Annotated in this window: 17 protein-coding genes; 9 read left to right on the top strand and 8 right to left on the bottom strand. The window is 71.2% G+C overall.

The genetic code is table 11. The features are described from left to right. Positions 1 to 3: 3 nt before the first annotated feature. Entirely contained in the window at positions 4 to 744 is a 741-nt protein-coding gene (locus ACFYTS_RS12065) for an alpha/beta fold hydrolase (protein ID WP_387303354.1), read from the bottom strand. Between the two features lie 92 nt (positions 745 to 836). Here ACFYTS_RS12065 and ACFYTS_RS12060 point away from each other — a divergent pair, with 92 nt between their 5' ends. Together ACFYTS_RS12060 and ACFYTS_RS12055 are read left to right on the top strand one after the other, a co-directional pair. Continuing rightward, complete coding sequence (locus ACFYTS_RS12060) at positions 837 to 1,421, top strand: TetR/AcrR family transcriptional regulator (protein WP_357276095.1); 585 nt, start codon at positions 837 to 839, stop codon at positions 1,419 to 1,421. Positions 1,422 to 1,509: 88 nt separating this feature from the next. Further along, the gene (locus ACFYTS_RS12055; protein WP_387303351.1) at positions 1,510 to 2,208 is read left to right on the top strand and encodes a glyoxalase; all 699 of its coding nucleotides are present in this window, start codon (positions 1,510 to 1,512) and stop codon (positions 2,206 to 2,208) included. On the opposite strand, the gene ACFYTS_RS12050 is transcribed toward ACFYTS_RS12055, so the two are convergent. Then, on the bottom strand, positions 2,209 to 2,865 hold the full coding sequence (locus ACFYTS_RS12050; RefSeq protein WP_387303349.1) for a TetR/AcrR family transcriptional regulator: 657 nt from the start codon (positions 2,863 to 2,865) through the stop codon (positions 2,209 to 2,211). Positions 2,866 to 3,033: 168 nt separating this feature from the next. Between ACFYTS_RS12050 and ACFYTS_RS12045 the strand changes: the two genes are divergently transcribed. Continuing rightward, on the top strand, positions 3,034 to 4,770 hold the full coding sequence (locus tag ACFYTS_RS12045) for an amidohydrolase (protein ID WP_387303347.1): 1,737 nt from the start codon (positions 3,034 to 3,036) through the stop codon (positions 4,768 to 4,770). 4 nt (positions 4,771 to 4,774) lie between these two features. Here ACFYTS_RS12045 and map read toward each other — a convergent pair whose 3' ends face one another. Beyond that, positions 4,775 to 5,542, bottom strand: a complete 768-nt coding sequence (gene map, locus ACFYTS_RS12040; protein ID WP_387303344.1) for a type I methionyl aminopeptidase — start codon at positions 5,540 to 5,542, stop codon at positions 4,775 to 4,777. A gap of 79 nt (positions 5,543 to 5,621) precedes the next feature. Here map and ACFYTS_RS12035 point away from each other — a divergent pair, with 79 nt between their 5' ends. Further along, positions 5,622 to 5,891: a helix-turn-helix transcriptional regulator gene (locus ACFYTS_RS12035; RefSeq protein ID WP_357276106.1), complete on the top strand. Its 270-nt coding sequence runs from the start codon at positions 5,622 to 5,624 to the stop codon at positions 5,889 to 5,891. A gap of 29 nt (positions 5,892 to 5,920) precedes the next feature. Here ACFYTS_RS12035 and ACFYTS_RS12030 read toward each other — a convergent pair whose 3' ends face one another. The 4 genes from ACFYTS_RS12030 to ACFYTS_RS12015 all read right to left on the bottom strand — a co-directional run bounded on the left by ACFYTS_RS12030 (position 5,921) and on the right by ACFYTS_RS12015 (position 10,682). After that, positions 5,921 to 6,916: a S1C family serine protease gene (locus tag ACFYTS_RS12030; RefSeq protein ID WP_387303342.1), complete on the bottom strand. Its 996-nt coding sequence runs from the start codon at positions 6,914 to 6,916 to the stop codon at positions 5,921 to 5,923. 93 nt (positions 6,917 to 7,009) lie between these two features. Further along, positions 7,010 to 7,606 (bottom strand): dihydrofolate reductase, encoded by a 597-nt coding sequence (locus tag ACFYTS_RS12025; protein ID WP_357276111.1) that lies wholly within the window; start codon positions 7,604 to 7,606, stop codon positions 7,010 to 7,012. Between the two features lie 130 nt (positions 7,607 to 7,736). Then, positions 7,737 to 9,134, bottom strand: a complete 1,398-nt coding sequence (locus tag ACFYTS_RS12020) for a metallopeptidase TldD-related protein (RefSeq protein ID WP_387303811.1) — start codon at positions 9,132 to 9,134, stop codon at positions 7,737 to 7,739. A 21-nt stretch (positions 9,135 to 9,155) separates the two neighbouring features. Beyond that, positions 9,156 to 10,682, bottom strand: coding sequence for a TldD/PmbA family protein (locus ACFYTS_RS12015; protein WP_387303340.1), 1,527 nt, complete (start codon positions 10,680 to 10,682; stop codon positions 9,156 to 9,158). 187 nt (positions 10,683 to 10,869) lie between these two features. On the opposite strand from ACFYTS_RS12015, the gene ACFYTS_RS12010 reads away from it, so the two are divergent. Continuing rightward, positions 10,870 to 11,601, top strand: coding sequence for a TetR family transcriptional regulator (locus tag ACFYTS_RS12010; protein ID WP_357276113.1), 732 nt, complete (start codon positions 10,870 to 10,872; stop codon positions 11,599 to 11,601). 6 nt (positions 11,602 to 11,607) lie between these two features. On the opposite strand, the gene ACFYTS_RS12005 is transcribed toward ACFYTS_RS12010, so the two are convergent. Next, the gene (locus ACFYTS_RS12005; RefSeq protein WP_387303337.1) at positions 11,608 to 12,375 is read right to left on the bottom strand and encodes a TSUP family transporter; all 768 of its coding nucleotides are present in this window, start codon (positions 12,373 to 12,375) and stop codon (positions 11,608 to 11,610) included. An 88-nt stretch (positions 12,376 to 12,463) separates the two neighbouring features. Here ACFYTS_RS12005 and ACFYTS_RS12000 point away from each other — a divergent pair, with 88 nt between their 5' ends. The 4 genes from ACFYTS_RS12000 (at position 12,464) to ACFYTS_RS11985 (ending at position 16,747) form a co-directional block, all read left to right on the top strand. Then, complete coding sequence (locus ACFYTS_RS12000; RefSeq protein ID WP_357276119.1) at positions 12,464 to 13,687, top strand: sensor histidine kinase; 1,224 nt, start codon at positions 12,464 to 12,466, stop codon at positions 13,685 to 13,687. A 78-nt stretch (positions 13,688 to 13,765) separates the two neighbouring features. Beyond that, complete coding sequence (locus ACFYTS_RS11995; protein ID WP_357276121.1) at positions 13,766 to 14,428, top strand: response regulator transcription factor; 663 nt, start codon at positions 13,766 to 13,768, stop codon at positions 14,426 to 14,428. Positions 14,429 to 14,510: 82 nt separating this feature from the next. Then, on the top strand, positions 14,511 to 15,005 hold the full coding sequence (locus tag ACFYTS_RS11990) for an FxsA family protein (RefSeq protein WP_357085757.1): 495 nt from the start codon (positions 14,511 to 14,513) through the stop codon (positions 15,003 to 15,005). Between the two features lie 146 nt (positions 15,006 to 15,151). After that, positions 15,152 to 16,747, top strand: a complete 1,596-nt coding sequence (locus ACFYTS_RS11985; protein WP_387303334.1) for an amidohydrolase — start codon at positions 15,152 to 15,154, stop codon at positions 16,745 to 16,747. The last annotated feature ends 1 nt before the right edge of the window (position 16,748 follow it).

Here is a 16,748-nt window from a genome sequence, read left to right as displayed (position 1 = left end):
AGCCTATCCGGTATGGGCGCCGGACGCTCCCAGGCGCACGAGGTCCCGGGACGCGGCGAAATCGGCGACCAGGTCGGCGAAGGCCGCACCGTGGGTGAGCGGGAGATAGTGCCCCGAACGCGGCACGACCAGCAGCCGGGCGTCGGGGGCGGCGTGCAGGAAGCGCTGTTCGCCGAGGCGGAAGTGGTCGTGGCCGCCGTTGATCAGGCGCACGGGCCCGCGATACTCGGCCAGCGCGGCGAGCGGATCGAATGCGGTGAGGGCCGCCATCACCTCGGGAATGGCCTCGGTCGCGATGCCGCCGCGTGCGATGTCGGCGGCGACCCGGGGCGGCAGCACCCGCTCGAAGACCTGCTCGCTGAAGTCCTTTCCGCCGTCGGCGCGGGCGGTCAGGACGCGGTGCATGAGCAGGAACGGGGTCGCGAGGGCCCGGCTCGGAGTCACGCTCGCGCCCGCCACGACCAGGCCGGTCACCCGCTCGGGGTGGGCCGCGGCGGCCGCGACCGAGACCTGGCCGCCCAGTGAATGGCCCACGACCACCGCCTCGCCGCCGAGTTGATCGATCCCCGCGCGCACGGCCTCGATCGCGCCCGGCAGCGTGAATCGCTCGCCGCGGCGGCGGCCGTGCCCGGGCAGATCGATGGCCAGCACCGGGTGCCGCGGGGTGAGGTGTTCGCTGACCTGCCCCCAGCAGGCGGAGCTCAATCGAATGCCGTGGACCAGCAGGATCGGTGTTGTCGTCATGGCGTCCTCCCGACTCGAATGCAACGCTACGTTGCGTTGCAATCAAAACAGGGATCCGTTCACAACGCAACGTTGTGTTGTATTTTGGTGGGGTGACGACACCGGAACGGCGAACCGCGGGCGCGCCGCGGCAGGCGGCCGCGATCTTCGCCGCGGCCCTGGAACTGCTGGCGGACAAGGGATATGACGGCCTCACCATGGAGGCGGTGGCCGCGCGATCCGGGGTGAACAAGACGACGCTGTACCGGTGGTGGCCCGCCAAGGACGCGCTGCTGGCCGCAGCGCTCACCGACTCCGACCTGCTGAGCTTCCCGATGCCGGACACCGGCAGCCTGCGCGGCGATCTGCTGGGGCTGGCGCGGGCCATCGCCGGACTGCTCACCGACCCCGCGACCGCGCCCGTGGCGACCGCGGTACTGGCCGCGGCGCCCGCGCGGCCGCAGCTCGCGGCGGTCGGGGCCGCGTTCTTCGCCGAACGGCTCGGCCGCGAGCAACCGGTGTTCGAACGAGCCGTCGCACGCGGCGAACTCGACCCCGGCTGTGATCCCGCGGCCATCATGGATCTGCTGGCCGGGGCCATCTGGTTCCGGCTGCTCCTGCGCGGCCGGCCGCTGACACCCGAATATCTCTCCGGTGCGGTCGATCTCGTGGTGGACGGGTTGCCCGGGGCGGGCTGAGGTGGGCGCGAGGCCGGGTCATAGGCGCGTACCCGCCCCGATCCGTACGTTGGGTTCCGACGACCCGAACGGCACGAGGAGGCGCACGATGGCGGCAGTTTCGGTACCGATGCTCTGGGGCGGCGAGCTACCCAAGACCCTGGATTTCTACCGGACACTGGGATACGCCGTCACCTACGAGATGACCCGGCCCTATACCTACGGAATCGTCGAACGCGATGGCTTCCAGCTGCATTTCGGGCCCACACCGCAGGATCTGTCCGCGGAAGGAGCCCATATCGGCTGTCTGGTGCTCGTGGACGAGGTCGAGCCCTGGCACGCGGAATTCAAGGCCGCGCTGCGTGCCCGCTACGGCAAGGTGCCCGGTCGGGGCGCCCCGCGCATCACCCGATTCCGCACCGGGCAGACCCGGTTCACGGTCGTGGATCCGGTCGGCAATACCGTCATCTACATCCAGCGCGACGAACCCGATCCCGAATACGGCGGCTCGAAACAGCTCGAGGGCCTGGCCCGGGTGCTCGACAACGCGCGCATCTTCCGTGATTCGAAGAACGACGACGCCACCGCGGTCCGCGTACTCGAGACCGGGCTGCGTCGTCACGCCGCCACCGCCCCGCTGGTCGACCGGGCCCGGGCGCTGGCGATGCTCGCCGAAATCGCCACGGTCGCAGGCGAAGCCGCGCGGGTGGCCGAATTACGGGCCGAGATCGAGGGATTGGGACTCTGCGACGCCGATCGTGCGGCGATGGCGGGAGACCTGGACGCCATCGCCGCCGCCGGGGAGTGATCAGGCGGGGCGGGCACCGACTATCCGCAGGGCCACGGCCGCGTAGTCGGCGCCGATCTCGTCGGGGGTACGGCGGTAGTCGCCGTGGTACCAGCGGGAGGTGTCCACGCACAGCGACATGAGCGCCAAGGTGGCGGCGTGGGTGTCGGCGACATCGAACACGCCCTCGCCGACCCCGCGGGCGACGAGGTCGCGGACCAGGCGGTGAATGGCGAGCTGGAGGTCGGTGACCTCGGCGCGGTGCTCGGGGGTGAGGTCGGTGAGATGGTGCAGGACCACCCGGACCGAGGCGGCGTGCTCGGCGTGCCAGACCGTCAGGTCGCGCACCACGGCGGCGAGCCGCTCGGCCACGGTGCCCGCACCCCCGGCCGCGGTGGTGGCGACCTGTTCGGTCAGCCGCATCGACGACAGCGAGATGCGGTAGAGGACTTCCTCTTTGGAGCCGAAATGCACGTACAACCCGGCCGGGCTCAGACCCGCGCGGGCGGCGATGTCGCGGGTCGTGGTGGCGTGGAAGCCGCGTTCGGCGAAGGCGTCGATGGCGGCCAGGAAGATGCGGCGCTGGCCCTCGGGGAAGCGGCGCTGGATGAGCTCCTGCTGCGCGACCGCGACCGTGCCACGGGCGGCGTCACGCGCCGCGTCGTCGTCGATACCCATCGAATGAGTATCTCCCAGCGAGTGTTTCACCCGCTCACCGGCCGGGGAACCCCGGTGTGATCTCGCGGCGCCGACACACGCGCCGGGAGCTTGACTCATCGCGGGGGGCGGCGACCGTAACTTGGTTGTCGGAGCCACCTCGTGGGTGGACGACCAGGGAAGGGACGCATGGCGATGAGCAGGCGGAGTTTCGTGGTGGGTAGCGCCGTGGCGGCGTCGGCCGCGGTCGCGGCGTGCGGGACCGACGACTCGGGATCGGGTGCGTTGGCGGATGTCATCTTCTCCGGTGGGCCGATCGTCACCGTGGCCGGCGGGGCGCCCGAGGCCGAGGCGCTGGCCGTCACCGGCGGGTGGATCAGTGCGGTGGGCGCCGAATCCGAGGTGATGGCTCACCGGGGACCCGCGACGACGATGGTCGATCTGCGGGGGCGGGCGCTGTTGCCCGCGTTCGTGGAACCGCACAGCCATCCCTCGCAGATCGCCGCCGCCCTCGCCCCGCCCGCGGTCGACGTGCGGCCGTTCACCGTGCCGACCGGGGACGGCGTGAGCGCGAAGCTGGCCGAGGCGGTGCGGAACGCGCAGCCGGGGGAGTCGATCCTGTTGTACGGGATCGATGTGCTGTTGCAGACCGGCCTGGTGCTGCCGACCGTGCGGAGTCTCGATGCCGCCGCGCCCGCGAATCCGGTTGTGGTGGTGGCCAACAGCGGGCACGCCGCATACGGCAATACCGCGGCGCTGGTACGGGCCGGGATCACTCGCGACACCCCGAATCCGCCGGGGGCGGAGTTCGTCCACGGGCCCGACGGCGAACTGACCGGCGAGGTGCGGGAGGCGGCCGCGATCCTGACACTGACCGAGCCGTTGCAGGCATCGGTCAGCGGCGGGATGCCCGACCGATTGCGCTGGGCCTACGGACAATTGGCGGCCGCCGGATACGCCACCGCCAGCGAGCACACCGGCAGCGCCGACTCCGGGACGCTGTACACCGCGATGGCCGCGGACCCGGCCTGCCCGATCCGGATTCGCTCCTACACCATGGGAACCCCGGAACTGGCCACCAATGCCGCCCACGTGCCCGGCCCGGCCGTCGGCGGGGACGCCCTGTTCGGAGTCATCGGCATGAAACTGTGGGCGGACGGATCGCCCTGGCAGGGCAATATCTTCACCACGTTCCCGTATCTCACGAACGAGGCCACCGCCCGCATGGGTCTCGAGCCGCACCACCACGGCGGCATGAACTACACCCCCGAACAGATCACCGACCTGTCGGCCGCGTTCGTCGGGCAGGGCTGGCAGCCCGCCTGCCACGTGCACGGCGACGCGGCCGTGGATGTCGTGCTCGACGCCTACGAAAAGGCCCTCGCCGGGAAGAGCGGCGAGCTGCGGCCGCGGCTCGAGCACTGTGGGGCGATGCGGCCCGACCAGTTCGCTCGCGCCGCCGAGCTCGGGGTGACGGTGAGCTTCTTCATCGAGCACGTCTACTACTGGGGTGACGTGCTGCTGGACGAACTGTTCGGTCCCGAACACGGCGCGCACTGGATGTCGGCGAAATCGGCGCTGGACGCGGGGCTGCGGATCTCGTTCCACAATGACGGCACCGTCACCCCGCCCGACCCCATCGGCAATATCGCCACCGCCGTCACCCGCACCGCGCGCGGCAGCGGGCGCGTCCTGGCCGCCGAGCAGTGCCTGAGCGTCGACGCCGCGATCAAGGCGCAGACCCTCGACGCGGCCTGGCAGCTGCACCTCGACACCGAGATCGGCAGCCTGGAACCGGGCAAGTACGCGGATCTGGTGGTGCTGTCGGGCAATCCGCGCGCCGTGCCGCCGGAGTCGTTGCGCGCCTTGACGGTCGAGGCCACCTACCTCATGGGTCGCCAGACCTTCGGCGAACCGCTCGCCTGACCCGTCACCCGACGCGGGTCAGCACCTGCGGGCCCGCCTCGGTGATGGCGATGGTGTGCTCGGAGTGGGCGGTGCGCGAACCGTCGGCCGAGCGCAGGGTCCAGCCGTCGGGGTCGGTGACGATGCGGTCGGTGCCGCGCGCGAACCACGGCTCGATCGCCAGGGTCAGGCCCGGGCGCAGCCGGAAACCGCGCCCGGCGCGCCCGGCATTGGGGACGTGCGGGTCCTCGTGCATGGTGCGGCCCAGGCCGTGCCCGCCGTACTCGGTGTTGATCGGGTAGCCGTGGTCGCGGGCCACGGCGGCGATGGCCGCGGACAGGTCGCCGATGCTGTTGCCGGGCTCGGCGACCGCGATGGCCGCGTCCAGTGCCGCTTCGGTGGCGCGGATCAGCCGTTCGTCCTCGGGATCGGGGCTGCCCACGATGACCGTGACCGCGGAGTCGGCGACCCAGCCGTCGATGCTCACCGCCAGATCCATGCTCAGCACGTCGCCGTCGCGCAGCGTGTAGTCGAACGGGAGCCCGTGCAGCACGGCATCGTTCACCGACAGGCAGATGGTGTTGCGGAACGGTCCGCGACCGAAACTCGGGGAGTAGTCCCAGTAGCAGGAGATCGCGCCGCGCTCCCGGATGCGTTCGCGGACCACGGCCTCCAGCTCCAGCAGGTTGACCCCGATCCGGGCCCGCTCCCGCAGTTCGGCGAGCACGCCGGCCACGAACTGCCCGGTCACGCGCATGCTGTCGATCTCGGCGGGGCTCTTGAGTTCCACCATGACTACCTCCATCAATCGGTATTTTAATACCGACCATAGCGGCTTGCGGTATTTAAATACCAACCGTAGGGTGGCCGGTATGGTCCGACTGCCCCTCACGCCCGCCCAGCTCGAAGCCGGACGCCGCCTGGGCGCGGCCCTGCGCACCGCCCGCGACGGCCGCGATCCGGTGGAAGTGGCCGCGAGCGCCGGCATCTCGCCGGAGACCCTGCGCAAGATCGAATCGGGGCGCCTGCCCACGCCCGCGTTCGGGACCGTGGTGGCGTTGAGCCGCACCCTTGACATTCCCCTCGACGAGCTGGCCGAGATCTGGCATCCCGGCGACGCGGAGCAGCGCTCGGCCTCGTAACCGATTGCCGGGAACCGTGACCGGCCGGTTCAGTCGCCGGTCAGCTCGACCGGCACCGCCAGCACATCCACCATCGCGCCATTGCGCAGCACCGTCACCGGCAGCGTGCGCCCGATGGCGTCGGCGAACAACTGTCGCTGGATGCCCTGCGCGTCGCGGATCTCGGTGCGGGCGATGCTGAGCACCAGGTCCCCGCGCCGCAGCCCGGCCTGTTCGGCGGGCCCGCCGCGCACCACCTCCACGATCCGCAGTCCCGCGTCCTGCCCGGTGCGGGCGGCGACCGCGGTCGGCAGGGGAGCGGGCACCCCGACCACGCCCAGATAGGCGCGCCGGACCCGGCCCTCGGTGAGCAGCGTGCTGATGATGCGGCGGGTGGTGACATTGATCGGAATCGCCAGACCCAGCCCGATCCCGGCGACCGCGGTATTGATCCCCACCACCCGGCCCGCCGAATCCGCCAGCGCGCCACCGGAATTGCCGGGATTGAGGGCGGCATCGGTCTGGATCACGTCCTCGATGACGCGCGCGGTGCGCCGGTTGCCGACCGGCACCGAGCGGCCCAGCGCGCTCACCACGCCCGCGGTCACCGACCCGGCCAGCCCCAGCGGAGAACCGACCGCCACCACCAGCTGCCCGACCACCAGGCTGTCGGCGTCCCCGAGCCGCACCGCGTCGGGCGCGCCGCTGCGGGCGCGCAGGACCGCCAGATCCGAGAGCGGATCCACCCCCACCACGTCGAAGGCCGATTCGAGGCCGTCGGCGAACACCACGGTCCCCTTGCTCGCCTCGCCGACCACGTGCGCGTTGGTGAGCAGGAATCCGTCGGCGGTGAACACCACCGCCGATCCGCCGCCGTGCCGGGTCTGCACGCTGGCCACGTGCGGGGTCACCGAGGCGGCGACCGCGATCACGGTGCGCGAGTAGGCGTCCAGGGCCGCGGGGTCCGGATCGCCGAAACCCGGCGGCGGCGCGGGGTCGGGGTTCTCGTCCCACGGCGAGAGTTCGTCGTCCACGACGACCACCATCCGATTACGTGATTACAGTGCGTAATCCCAGGATGCGCGCGTCCACGGCGCCGCGACAACCGGTTCGCCGACAGCGCAAACCGGCGACGCGGTTCAGCGCAGGCGGTACTTCAGGTGGGTGACACGGGAGCCGGGCACGATCTCCGGATCGTCCAGCAGCACCGGCGCATTCGCCAGCTCACCCAGCAGCGGCACCCCGCTGCCCAGCAGCACCGGCACCAGATCGACCCAGACCTCGTCGAGCAGGCCCTCGTCGAGGCACTGCCGGGCCACATCACCGCCGCTGACACCGACCATCCGGTCCCCGGCGATGCCGCGCGCCACGTCGATGGCCTCCTTCACCCCGCCGGTCACGAAGGTGAACGGCGCGTCGGGGTGCTCGGCGATCCACTGCTCGGGCACGGTGTGGGTGACCACCACGATCGGCTTGTCCGCCGGATGCACCCCGCCCCAGCCGTCGGTCAGCGTGAACAGCCGCTTGCCGACCACATAGACCCCGACCCCGTCGAGCCAGGCTCGCAGGTATTCGGCGTCGGAGGCGGTCAGCGTGAACGGGATCTCGGGGTGGGTGCCGGCGATCGGCACGTCGCCACTCTGGTACCAGGCGAACAGGTGCTCGAAACCGGTTTCGCCGGGGCCCGCGATGAATCCGTCGAGGGACATGCTCGCGCCGGTGACTACCTTGCTCATGGCCGTACTCCTTCAGCAGGGGAACGAATCGGCGTGTTTCGCCGTCTCTGCCTGGAAGTCGGCGCCGCCTCCCGGAAATCATCGTTGTCGCGCGACGAACTTTTCCGGGAAACGGACCGGTCCGACCGGATCAGGTCGCCTGGCTCACCGAGGACATGTGGAAATCGGGAATCCGCAACGGCGGCATGGCCGTCCGGGTGAACCAGTCCTTCCACTCGCGCGGCAGGGTGATCTCGGTGCGGCCAGCCTCCGACACGCGCCGCAGCAGGTCCAGGGGGCTCTCGTTGAAGCGGAAATTGTTGACCGCGCCGGTCACCTCGCCGTTCTCGACCAGGTAGACGCCGTCGCGGGTGAGGCCGGTGAGCAGCAGCGTGGCCGGATCGACCTCGCGGATGTACCACAGGCAGGTCAGCAGCAGGCCGCGCTCGGTGCGCGCGATCATGTCGGTCAGGGTGGCGTCGCCGCCGCCGGTCAGGAGCAGGTTCTCGCCGGGCAGCGTGACGGGGGCGTCGAATTCGGCGGCGGTGGCACGCGGATACACCAGCGACTCGATCACGCCCTCGCGCACCCAGTCGGTGCGCTGCGCGGTCAGGCCGTTGTCGAACACCGACAGCGACTCCGACGACGACGGCGTCGCCACGAACGGCCGGTACTCCAGACCTGCCGCGCTCGGATCCGAGGACAGGGTCAGCGGAATCCCGGTGAGCCGCTCCCCGATTCGGGTGCCGCCCGCCCGCGAGAAGGCCGTGTGGCCCTCGTGCGCGCCGCGGCCCTCCATGGACCAGGCCATGTAGATCATCAGATCCGCGACCGCGGACGGCGGCAGCAGCGTCTCGTAGCGGCCCGCGGGCAGCTCGACGCGCCGCGTGGACCAGTCCAGCCGCCGCGACAGCTCCGCCAGCAGACCGGGGGTGTCGACATCGGCGAAATCGGTGGTGCCCGTGCCGACCCACGCGCTGGCCAGCTCCGCGCCCGCACCGCGCTTGCCGTTGATCTCCACCGAACCCGTCGGCTGCACCCAGCGCCGCCGCAACCCGGTGGAGGTGCCCAGCCAGGTGGAGTGCATCTGGTGGTGCGCGAAACCGTACAGGCGGTCGGAACCGTCGAAACCGGCGGCGAGATCGCGTGCCAGCGTGGTGAACACGCCGATGTCGGTGGTGGCCGGATCACCGTCCCAGTCCAGCAGCCGGTCCAGGGTGTCGGCGTCGACGGCGCCGGGATCCAGCAGCGGCATGGCGTCGCGCGCCGGCTCGGCGTCGCGGGCGGCCCGCTCGCTGGCCCGCACCACGGCCTCGATCTCGGCCGGATCCACGCTCGTGGAACTCACGCTGCCGACCCGCGCGACGGCCGGGCCCTCCCGGAACACCGAGACCACCGCCCAGTCGCGCGCCACCGAGGAACCGTTGGTGGTCATGGAGTTTCCGGCCCAGCGCAGCGACGCCTCGTGCGCGTCGGTGACGATCACCATGGCCTCGTCGGCGCGCGAGGCCCGCAGCGCGCGTTCGACGACCTCGGGGGCGGGGAGCACACTCACCGTGTCGGTCCTTTCCTACTGTCCGGCTTCGGCGCGGGTATTGAGAATATTGATGCCGCGCACCAGCACCGACGGGCAGCCGTGCGAGACCGCCGCCACCTGACCGGGTTGCGCCTTACCGCAGTTGAACGCCCCGCCCAGCACCCAGGTCGAGGGCCCGCCGACGGCCTCCATCGCGCCCCAGAAGTCGGTGGTGGTGGCCTGGTAGGCGACATCGCGCACCTGCCCGGCCAGCTCACCGTGACGAATCCGGAAGAAGCGCTGACCGGTGAACTGGAAGTTGTAGCGCTGCATGTCGATCGACCACGACTTGTCGCCGACGATGTAGAGACCGTTCTCCACCCGGGAGATGAGCTCGGCGGTGCTGGTGTCGCGCTCCAGGTCGGGTTGCAGCGACACATTGGCCATGCGCTGGATCGGCACGTGGTGCGCGGAATCGGCGTAGGAGCAGCCGTTGGAGCGCTCCAGGCCCAGCTTGGGCGCGAACACCCGGTCGAGCTGGTAGCCGACCAGCACCCCGTCGCGCACCAGATCCCAGCGCTGCCCGGCCACGCCCTCGTCGTCCCAGCCGACGGTGGCCAGGCCGTGCTCCTGGGTGCGGTCACCGGTGACGTGCATGATCGGCGTGCCGTAGCGCAGCGTGCCGAGCTGGTCGGGGGTGGCGAACGAAGTTCCCGCGTAGGCGGATTCATAGCCGATGGCGCGGTCGTACTCGGTGGCGTGGCCGATGGACTCGTGAATGGTGAGCCACAGATTGCTCGGATCGATGACCAGATCGGTGGGGCCCGCCTCGACGGTGGGGGCCTTCACCTTCTCCGCCAGCCACTCCGGCATCCGCGCGAGTTCGCCCGCCCAATCCCAGCTTCCGTCCGCGCCGGTCACGTACTCCCAGCCGCGCCCGGCCGGAGCGGCCAGGGTGCGCATGGTCTCGAACACGCCCGCCGCCGGATCGACGGTGATGGCCTCGAACTGCGGGTGCAGGCGCACCCGCTGCTGGGTGATGCGCGAGCCGAAGGTGTCGGCGTAGAAGGTCTGCTCCTTGACCTGCAGTACCGCCGCCGTCACGTGATCCACGCCGTCGGCGGAACTCAGCCGCCCCGAATAGTCCAGCAGCAGCGCCACTTTCTCCGGTGTCGGCACCTCGAAGGGGTCGACGTCGTAGGCGGAGACGTACTCGGCGTCGTCGTAGCGTGGCTCCGGAGCCAGTTCCACGCGTTCGCGATTGAGCGCGCGCAAGGTCCGCGCCACCGTCACCGCGCGCTGCGCCACCTGGGCGGCGGTTTCGGTGGTGAGGTCGGCGTGTGAGGCGAAACCCCAGGTGCCGTCGACGATCACGCGCACCGCGAACCCGAGATCGGTACTGTCGGACACCGATTCGACGCGGCCGTCGCGCAATCTGATGGACTGCTGCACGAGTCGATGGACCCGCAGGTCCGCGTACTCGGCCCCGGCCGCGCGGGCCGCGCTCAACGCGGCGTCGGCGAGCGCGGACAGCGGCAGCGCGCGGAACTGGCCGTCGATGACCTTGGTAGCGATGCTCACCCGCACCACGCTAGAGGGCGACACGCCGGGGGTTCAAGAAACCACGCAGCCCGAACGAAATTCATCCCGCGCAAATCTGCATACGCTGCAACGATGCGCGAAGTGCGAAGGAGCACACCGGGAAACGGCACGCTCAACGGCCTGACATTCCGCGGATTGCCGATCGGATGCCGTACTGTCTGCCCGCGTGCCGCCATCCGCACTCCGCGATCGCAAACGGGAACGTACCCGCCGAGCCCTGCTCGAAGCCGCCGTAGAACAATTCGAGAGCCGAGGATACGAGGCGGCCACCGTCGCCGACATCGCGGCCGCCGCCGAAGTCGGCACCCGGACGTTCTTCAACTACTTCGCCAGCAAAGAGGAACTATTGTTCCCCGAGCCGGACGAACGCGTACAGGCCGCCGTGCGCGCCATCGCCACCCGCCGCCCCGGTGAACGACCCGTCGAGGTGCTGCTGCGCGCGCTGCGCGCCGCCGGTGACAATCCCGGCGACCACCTGGGCGACGACCTCGCCGCGCGCATCGCCGTACTCCGCGCCCAGGTATCACGCACCGTGCCCGCGGTGTCGGGCCGGGCCGCCTACGCCCAGCTCGCGTCGCAGCAGGAGATCGCGCGCCAGCTGCGCGCCGCGTTCCCCGAGGAACTCGACGACGTCGGCGCGGCCGCCCTGGTCGGCGCGGTCGTCGGCGCCGTATCCGGGGCGCTGACCGTGCTGTTCCAACGGCCCGGCCTCGAGGACGGCGAAGCGCTGCAACGCAAGATCCAGGAGACCACCTCGAAGGTGCTGGCGCCGTGGCTGTCCCAGCCCGCACCGGAGCTGCCCGCCGACCACCAACCGGTGATCGCCGACGTTCCACTACGCCCGGAACCCGAAGCCTTTCGCCCCCTGAGCTCGGCACACCGGCTGGCCCGCGTCTGAACCCGGTCAGCCGAACTGCTGCCAGCCCAGGCGGATCACCATGGCGGTGACCACCACCAGCAGAACGACCCGGACGAAACCGGCGCCCTTGGCCAGGGCCATGCGGGACCCGGCGATCGAACCGGCCACATTCGCCACCGCCATGGACAGCCCCAGCGCCCACAGCACGTGACCCGTGCTCGCCAGGAACAGCAGCGAACCCAGGTTGGATCCGCAGTTGATCACCTTCGCCATGGCCGCGGCCCGCACGAACTCGGTGCCGAGCAGGGTGGCGAAGGTGATGATCAGGAACGTGCCCGTCCCCGGCCCGAGAACGCCGTCGTAGAGGCCGATCAGACCCGCGGCCAGCGCCACAACCAGGATGGTCTTGCGGCGGGTCGGGGGATGGGTGGCCATCGTGACCCCGATCGAGGGGCGCAGCGTCACGAACACCGCCACCCCGATCAGCACCACCATGACGATCGGAATGAAGTACCGGCGGTCGATGAGGGCCACCGCCGCCGAACCGCACGCGGCCGCCACCGCCGCGATGATGGCGCCCGGGATCAGCACCTTCCAGCGCATCGGCACCTTGCGGGCGAAGGTGAACACCGCGGCGCTGGTGCCGGAGAACGCGGCGATCTTGTTGGTGCCCAGGGCCGTTTGCGGCGCCAGGCCGGGCAGCACCACGAACAGGGTCGGCAACACGATCAGCCCGCCGCCGCCGACCACGGCGTCGACCCAGCCGGCCGCTGTCGCCGCGGTCAACAGGATCGCCCAGTCCGCAATGCTCACTCCGCGACCCAACCAGACGCCGCCACCGCGATTCAAACCGCCGGGTCTGGCAGCGAGTTGTCAGCGAACCGGCCCGTAGGGTGGACGGGTGCGCCGATTCAGTCTCTGGCTGCGCGGAAAACCGCTGATCACCGATTCGGCGGTCGCGCTGCTGTTGTTCGTCATCGATGTGCTCGCCCTGAGCAACAGCCAGTACAAGCCCACCTACCTCGTGCTCAGCGTGCTGCTGCCGCTGCCGATCGTGTTCCGCCGCACCCACACCCGCGCCGCCGCGGCCGCCATGGTCGTGCTGTCCATGACCGCGTCGCTGGTGCACTGGAGCGTCAGCGACCACGCCGTGCACCCGGCGCTGCTGGGCCTGGGCATCATGCTCTACACCCTCGTCGCCTACGTCGGCCGCCGCCAAGGACTCGTCTACCTGGTGATCCTGCTCGTCGACGGGATCGTCGCCGCGGCCGCCATCGGCACACCGCAGGGCACCGACATCCTGTTCAACGCCCTCTACTACGCGCTGTGCTGGACCCTGGCCGAATTCGTCGGCGCCCGCCACGCCTACGACGCCGAGGTCGCCGCCCGCCTGGCCGTCGCCGACTACGACCGCGAACGCCGCGCCCACGACGCCGTCGCCGCCGAACGCACCCGCATCGCCCGCGAACTGCACGACGTGGTCGCGCACGCGGTCAGCGTCATCATCGTGCAGGCCGACGGCGCCCGCTACGCCCTGCGCCACGACCCCGACACCGCCGAGCAAGCGCTCACCACCATCGCCGGCACCGGCCGCGAAGCCCTGCGCGAACTGCGCCGCACCGTCGAGCTGCTACGCACCGAGCATGCGCCCGAACAACTTCCGCAACACGGCACCGCGGGCATCGCCAAGCTCGCCGACATGATGCGCAGCGCCGGACTGGACGTGTCCCTCGAACTGCGCGGCGAACTCGACACCGTCACCCCCGAGGTCAGCCTCGGCATCCACCGCATCGTGCAGGAATCGCTCACCAACACCCTGCGCCACGCCGGACCCGACCCGCACGCCGAAGTCCGCGTCACCCGCCGCGACACCGACGTGCTGCTCGAGATCACCGACACCGGCGGCGCCCCGCTCACCGCGCCCCCCGACAGCGGCTGCCCCGCCGGATCCGCCACCGCCCTGCCCGTGCTCGCCACCCGCATCCCCGGCAGCGGACTGGGACTGGTCGGGATGCGCGAACGCATCGCCGTCCTGGGCGGCACCCTCACCACGGGCCGGAATCCGCACGGCGGCTGGACCGTCCGCGCCACCATCCCGCTCGACCGCGACGACGTGCAGGACTGAACCGCCCCACCTGCACCGACCGTGACGGGCCGCCGCCCGGCTACCCGCCCGCATCCCGGCGCCGGATAGGTTGGGGGCGTGCCGATCACCGTGCTCGTCGTCGATGACCAGGAACTCATGCGCGCCGGATTGCGAATGGTGCTCGGCGCGCACCCCGACATCGACGTGGTCGGGGAGGCCGACAACGGCGCCACCGCCATCGCCCGCGCCACCGAACTCGTCCCCGACGTCGTCCTCATGGATGTCCGCATGCCCGTCACCGACGGCGTCACCGCCACCGCCCGCATCATCGAATCCGGCTGCGGCAGCCGCGTTCTCGTCATGACCACCTTCGATCTCGACGAACACGCCCTCGGCGCGCTGCGCGCGGGAGCCAGCGGCTTCCTGCTCAAGGACACCCCGCCCGAAGACCTCATCTCCGCCATCCGCAGCGTCGCCGCCGGCGACGCCGTCGTCTCCCCGAAGGTCACCAAACGCCTGCTCGACCGCCTCATCGCCGAGGACCCGGCCGCCGGGCGCGACCCCGGCGTCCTCAACGTCCTCACCGCCCGCGAACGCGAGGTCCTCGAACACATCGCCGCGGGCCGCTCCAACGCCGAGATCGCGGGCGCCCTCTACCTCTCCGAGGCCACCGTCAAAACCCACGTCGGCCGCGTCCTCACCAAACTCGGCCTCCGCGACCGGGTCCAGGCCGTCGTCCTGGCCTACGAGACCGGCCTGGTCCGGCCCGGCGGCGCCTGACCGGTGTGACCGGGACCGCACCCGGGAGAAAATTCGGGGCCTCGCGCGTTGTCACGGGTAGACCGATCGAAAGGATCGCCTGATGCCCGCCCTGTTGTTCCTCGCCTGGTTCGCCGCCGAGATCGCCACCCTGATCGGGGTCGGCCACCTCATCGGCGTCTTCCCCACGATCCTGCTGCTGCTGGCCGGATCGGCCGTGGGTCTGGTGCTCGTGCGCTCGCAGGGCCGCCGCGTGTTCGAGGGATTCCGCCGCGCCGCGCGCGGTGAACTCGAACCCAGCACCGCCGTCGCCGACGGCGCGCTGGTCGGCGTGGGCGCGGTCCTGATGTTCGTGCCCGGCCTGCTCACCACCGCGCTCGGCCTGCTGGCCCTGCTGCCGTTCACCCGATTCCTGCTCCGCCCGATCGTGGCCGCCTTCGCGGCGCGCCGACTGAACCGGGTCGCCACCGCCGTCGGACCCTACGGGTACCGCAATGTCGTGATCGATCCCGACGGCGAGGTCATCGACGCGACCGTGGTCACCGAGTACTACGACGACGGTCAGGGCAACGGATACAAGATGATCGATCCCCGCTGAGCGGGAACCCACACCTCGATCCCTACCGCCCGCGGGGCCGATCACCAGCACGGTGATCGGCCCCGCGGCCTTGCGGCAGGGGTCCTGGTCACAGTCGGCGAGTGCGATTGCCGGGACCGGCGGGCCGTGCGGCAGACTGGGCAGTCGTGAGTACCCAGTTGCTGGTCGGCGGCCGTATCTACAGTTCGAGCAATCCCGACGCGACGGCCATGGCCGTCACCGACGGGACCGTGGTGTGGGTCGGGCTGGACAAGCCGGGGCGGGCGCTGCATCCCGACGCGGAGATCATCGACCTCGACGGGGCGTTCGTCGCGCCGGGATTCGTCGACCCGCACGTGCACGTCACCGCACTGGGGTTGAAGCTGACGGGACTCGATCTGGCGCAAGCCGGTTCACTGCGGGAATGCCTGGAACTGGTGCGGGACTTCGCCTCCGGCCACCCCGACGGCGTGATCCTCGGCGAGGGCTGGGACGAGACCCGCTGGGCCGAGGGCCGGACTCCGACCCGCGAGGAACTCGACGCGGCCGCGCCGGGACGACAGGTGTATCTGGCTCGCGTGGACGCGCATTCGGCCGTCGCCTCGACCGCGCTGCTCGACGCCGTCGACGGAATCACCGAGGCCGACGGGTTCACCCGCGGCGAGCCGCTGCGCGGGGACGCCCACCACCGGGTGCGCGGGGCCGCGCTCGGCGCGCTGAGCCGGGCGCAGCGCGACGCGGCCCGGCAGGCGGCGTTGGACTCGGCCGCCGCCAACGGGGTTGTGGCCGTGCACGAATGCGCGGGACCCGAGATCTCCGGCGCCGACGACGTGCGCGAACTCCTCGACTTCACCCACGGCGTCGAGGTCCGCGCCTACTGGGGACAGGCCGTCCGCACCGCCGACGAAGCCCGCACCCTGGTCGAGGAACTCGGCGTGCACGCCCTCGGCGGCGACTTGTTCGTCGACGGGGCCATCGGCTCGCACACCGCCTGGCTGCGCGACCCCTACGCCGACCGCGACAGCGCCGGCACCGCCTACCTGGACGCCGAAGCCATTGCGGCCCACGTGCTCGCCTGCACCGAAGCCGGCATCCAGACCGGCTTCCACGTCATCGGCGACGCCGCCATGGACGCCGTCGTCACCGGATTCGAACGGGCCGTGGACGCCCTCGGCGGACCGGCCGTCGCCTCGCGCGGGCACCGGCTCGAACACGCCGAGATGATGACGGCCGACCAGATCGGCAAACTCGCCGCCTGGGGTGTGATCGCCAGCGTCCAACCGGGATTCGACGCCGCCTGGGGCGGCCCCGACGGCATGTACGCCACCCGCCTCGGCGCCGACCGGGCCGCCACCCTGAACCCGTTCGCCGCCATGGCCGCCGCGGGCATCTCCCTCGCCATCGGCTCCGACGCCCCGGTCACCGCGCTGAACCCGTGGGAAGCGCTGCGCGCCGCGGTCAACCACCGCACCCCCGGCCACCAGATCTCCCCGCGCGCCGCCTTCGCCGCCGCCACCCGGGGCGCCTGGCGCGCGGGCGGCGTCCGCGACGGCGTCGCCGGAACCCTGGTCCCCGGCGCACCCGCCTCCTACGCGATCTGGGACTCGCGCGAACTGGTCGTCGCGGCCGCCGCCGACACCGTCCAGCGCTGGTCCACCGACCCCCGCTCCCGCGTCCCCGGCCTGCCGCCGCTCACCCCGGCCGCCACCCTGCCGCAATGCCTGCGCACCGTGCACCGCGGGGTCACCATCCATGAAGCCTGAC

This window comes from Nocardia sp. NPDC004151, assembly GCF_042874235.1.
Lineage (GTDB): Bacteria > Actinomycetota > Actinomycetes > Mycobacteriales > Mycobacteriaceae > Nocardia.
This window is presented reverse-complemented; position numbering and strand designations above follow the sequence as displayed.

Excerpts from the sequence above, each read along its gene's own strand:
- ACFYTS_RS12065 (WP_387303354.1), bottom strand. The coding sequence starts at position 744 with ATGACGACAACACCGATCCTGCTGGTCCACGGCATTCGATTGAGCTCC.
- ACFYTS_RS12055 (WP_387303351.1), top strand. The coding sequence starts at position 1,510 with ATGGCGGCAGTTTCGGTACCGATGCTCTGGGGCGGCGAGCTACCCAAG.
- ACFYTS_RS12050 (WP_387303349.1), bottom strand. The coding sequence starts at position 2,865 with ATGGGTATCGACGACGACGCGGCGCGTGACGCCGCCCGTGGCACGGTC.
- ACFYTS_RS12045 (WP_387303347.1), top strand. The coding sequence starts at position 3,034 with ATGGCGATGAGCAGGCGGAGTTTCGTGGTGGGTAGCGCCGTGGCGGCG.
- map (WP_387303344.1), bottom strand. The coding sequence starts at position 5,542 with ATGGTGGAACTCAAGAGCCCCGCCGAGATCGACAGCATGCGCGTGACC.
- ACFYTS_RS12035 (WP_357276106.1), top strand. The coding sequence starts at position 5,622 with ATGGTCCGACTGCCCCTCACGCCCGCCCAGCTCGAAGCCGGACGCCGC.
- ACFYTS_RS12030 (WP_387303342.1), bottom strand. The coding sequence starts at position 6,916 with ATGGTGGTCGTCGTGGACGACGAACTCTCGCCGTGGGACGAGAACCCC.
- ACFYTS_RS12025 (WP_357276111.1), bottom strand. The coding sequence starts at position 7,606 with ATGAGCAAGGTAGTCACCGGCGCGAGCATGTCCCTCGACGGATTCATC.
- ACFYTS_RS11990 (WP_357085757.1), top strand. The coding sequence starts at position 14,511 with ATGCCCGCCCTGTTGTTCCTCGCCTGGTTCGCCGCCGAGATCGCCACC.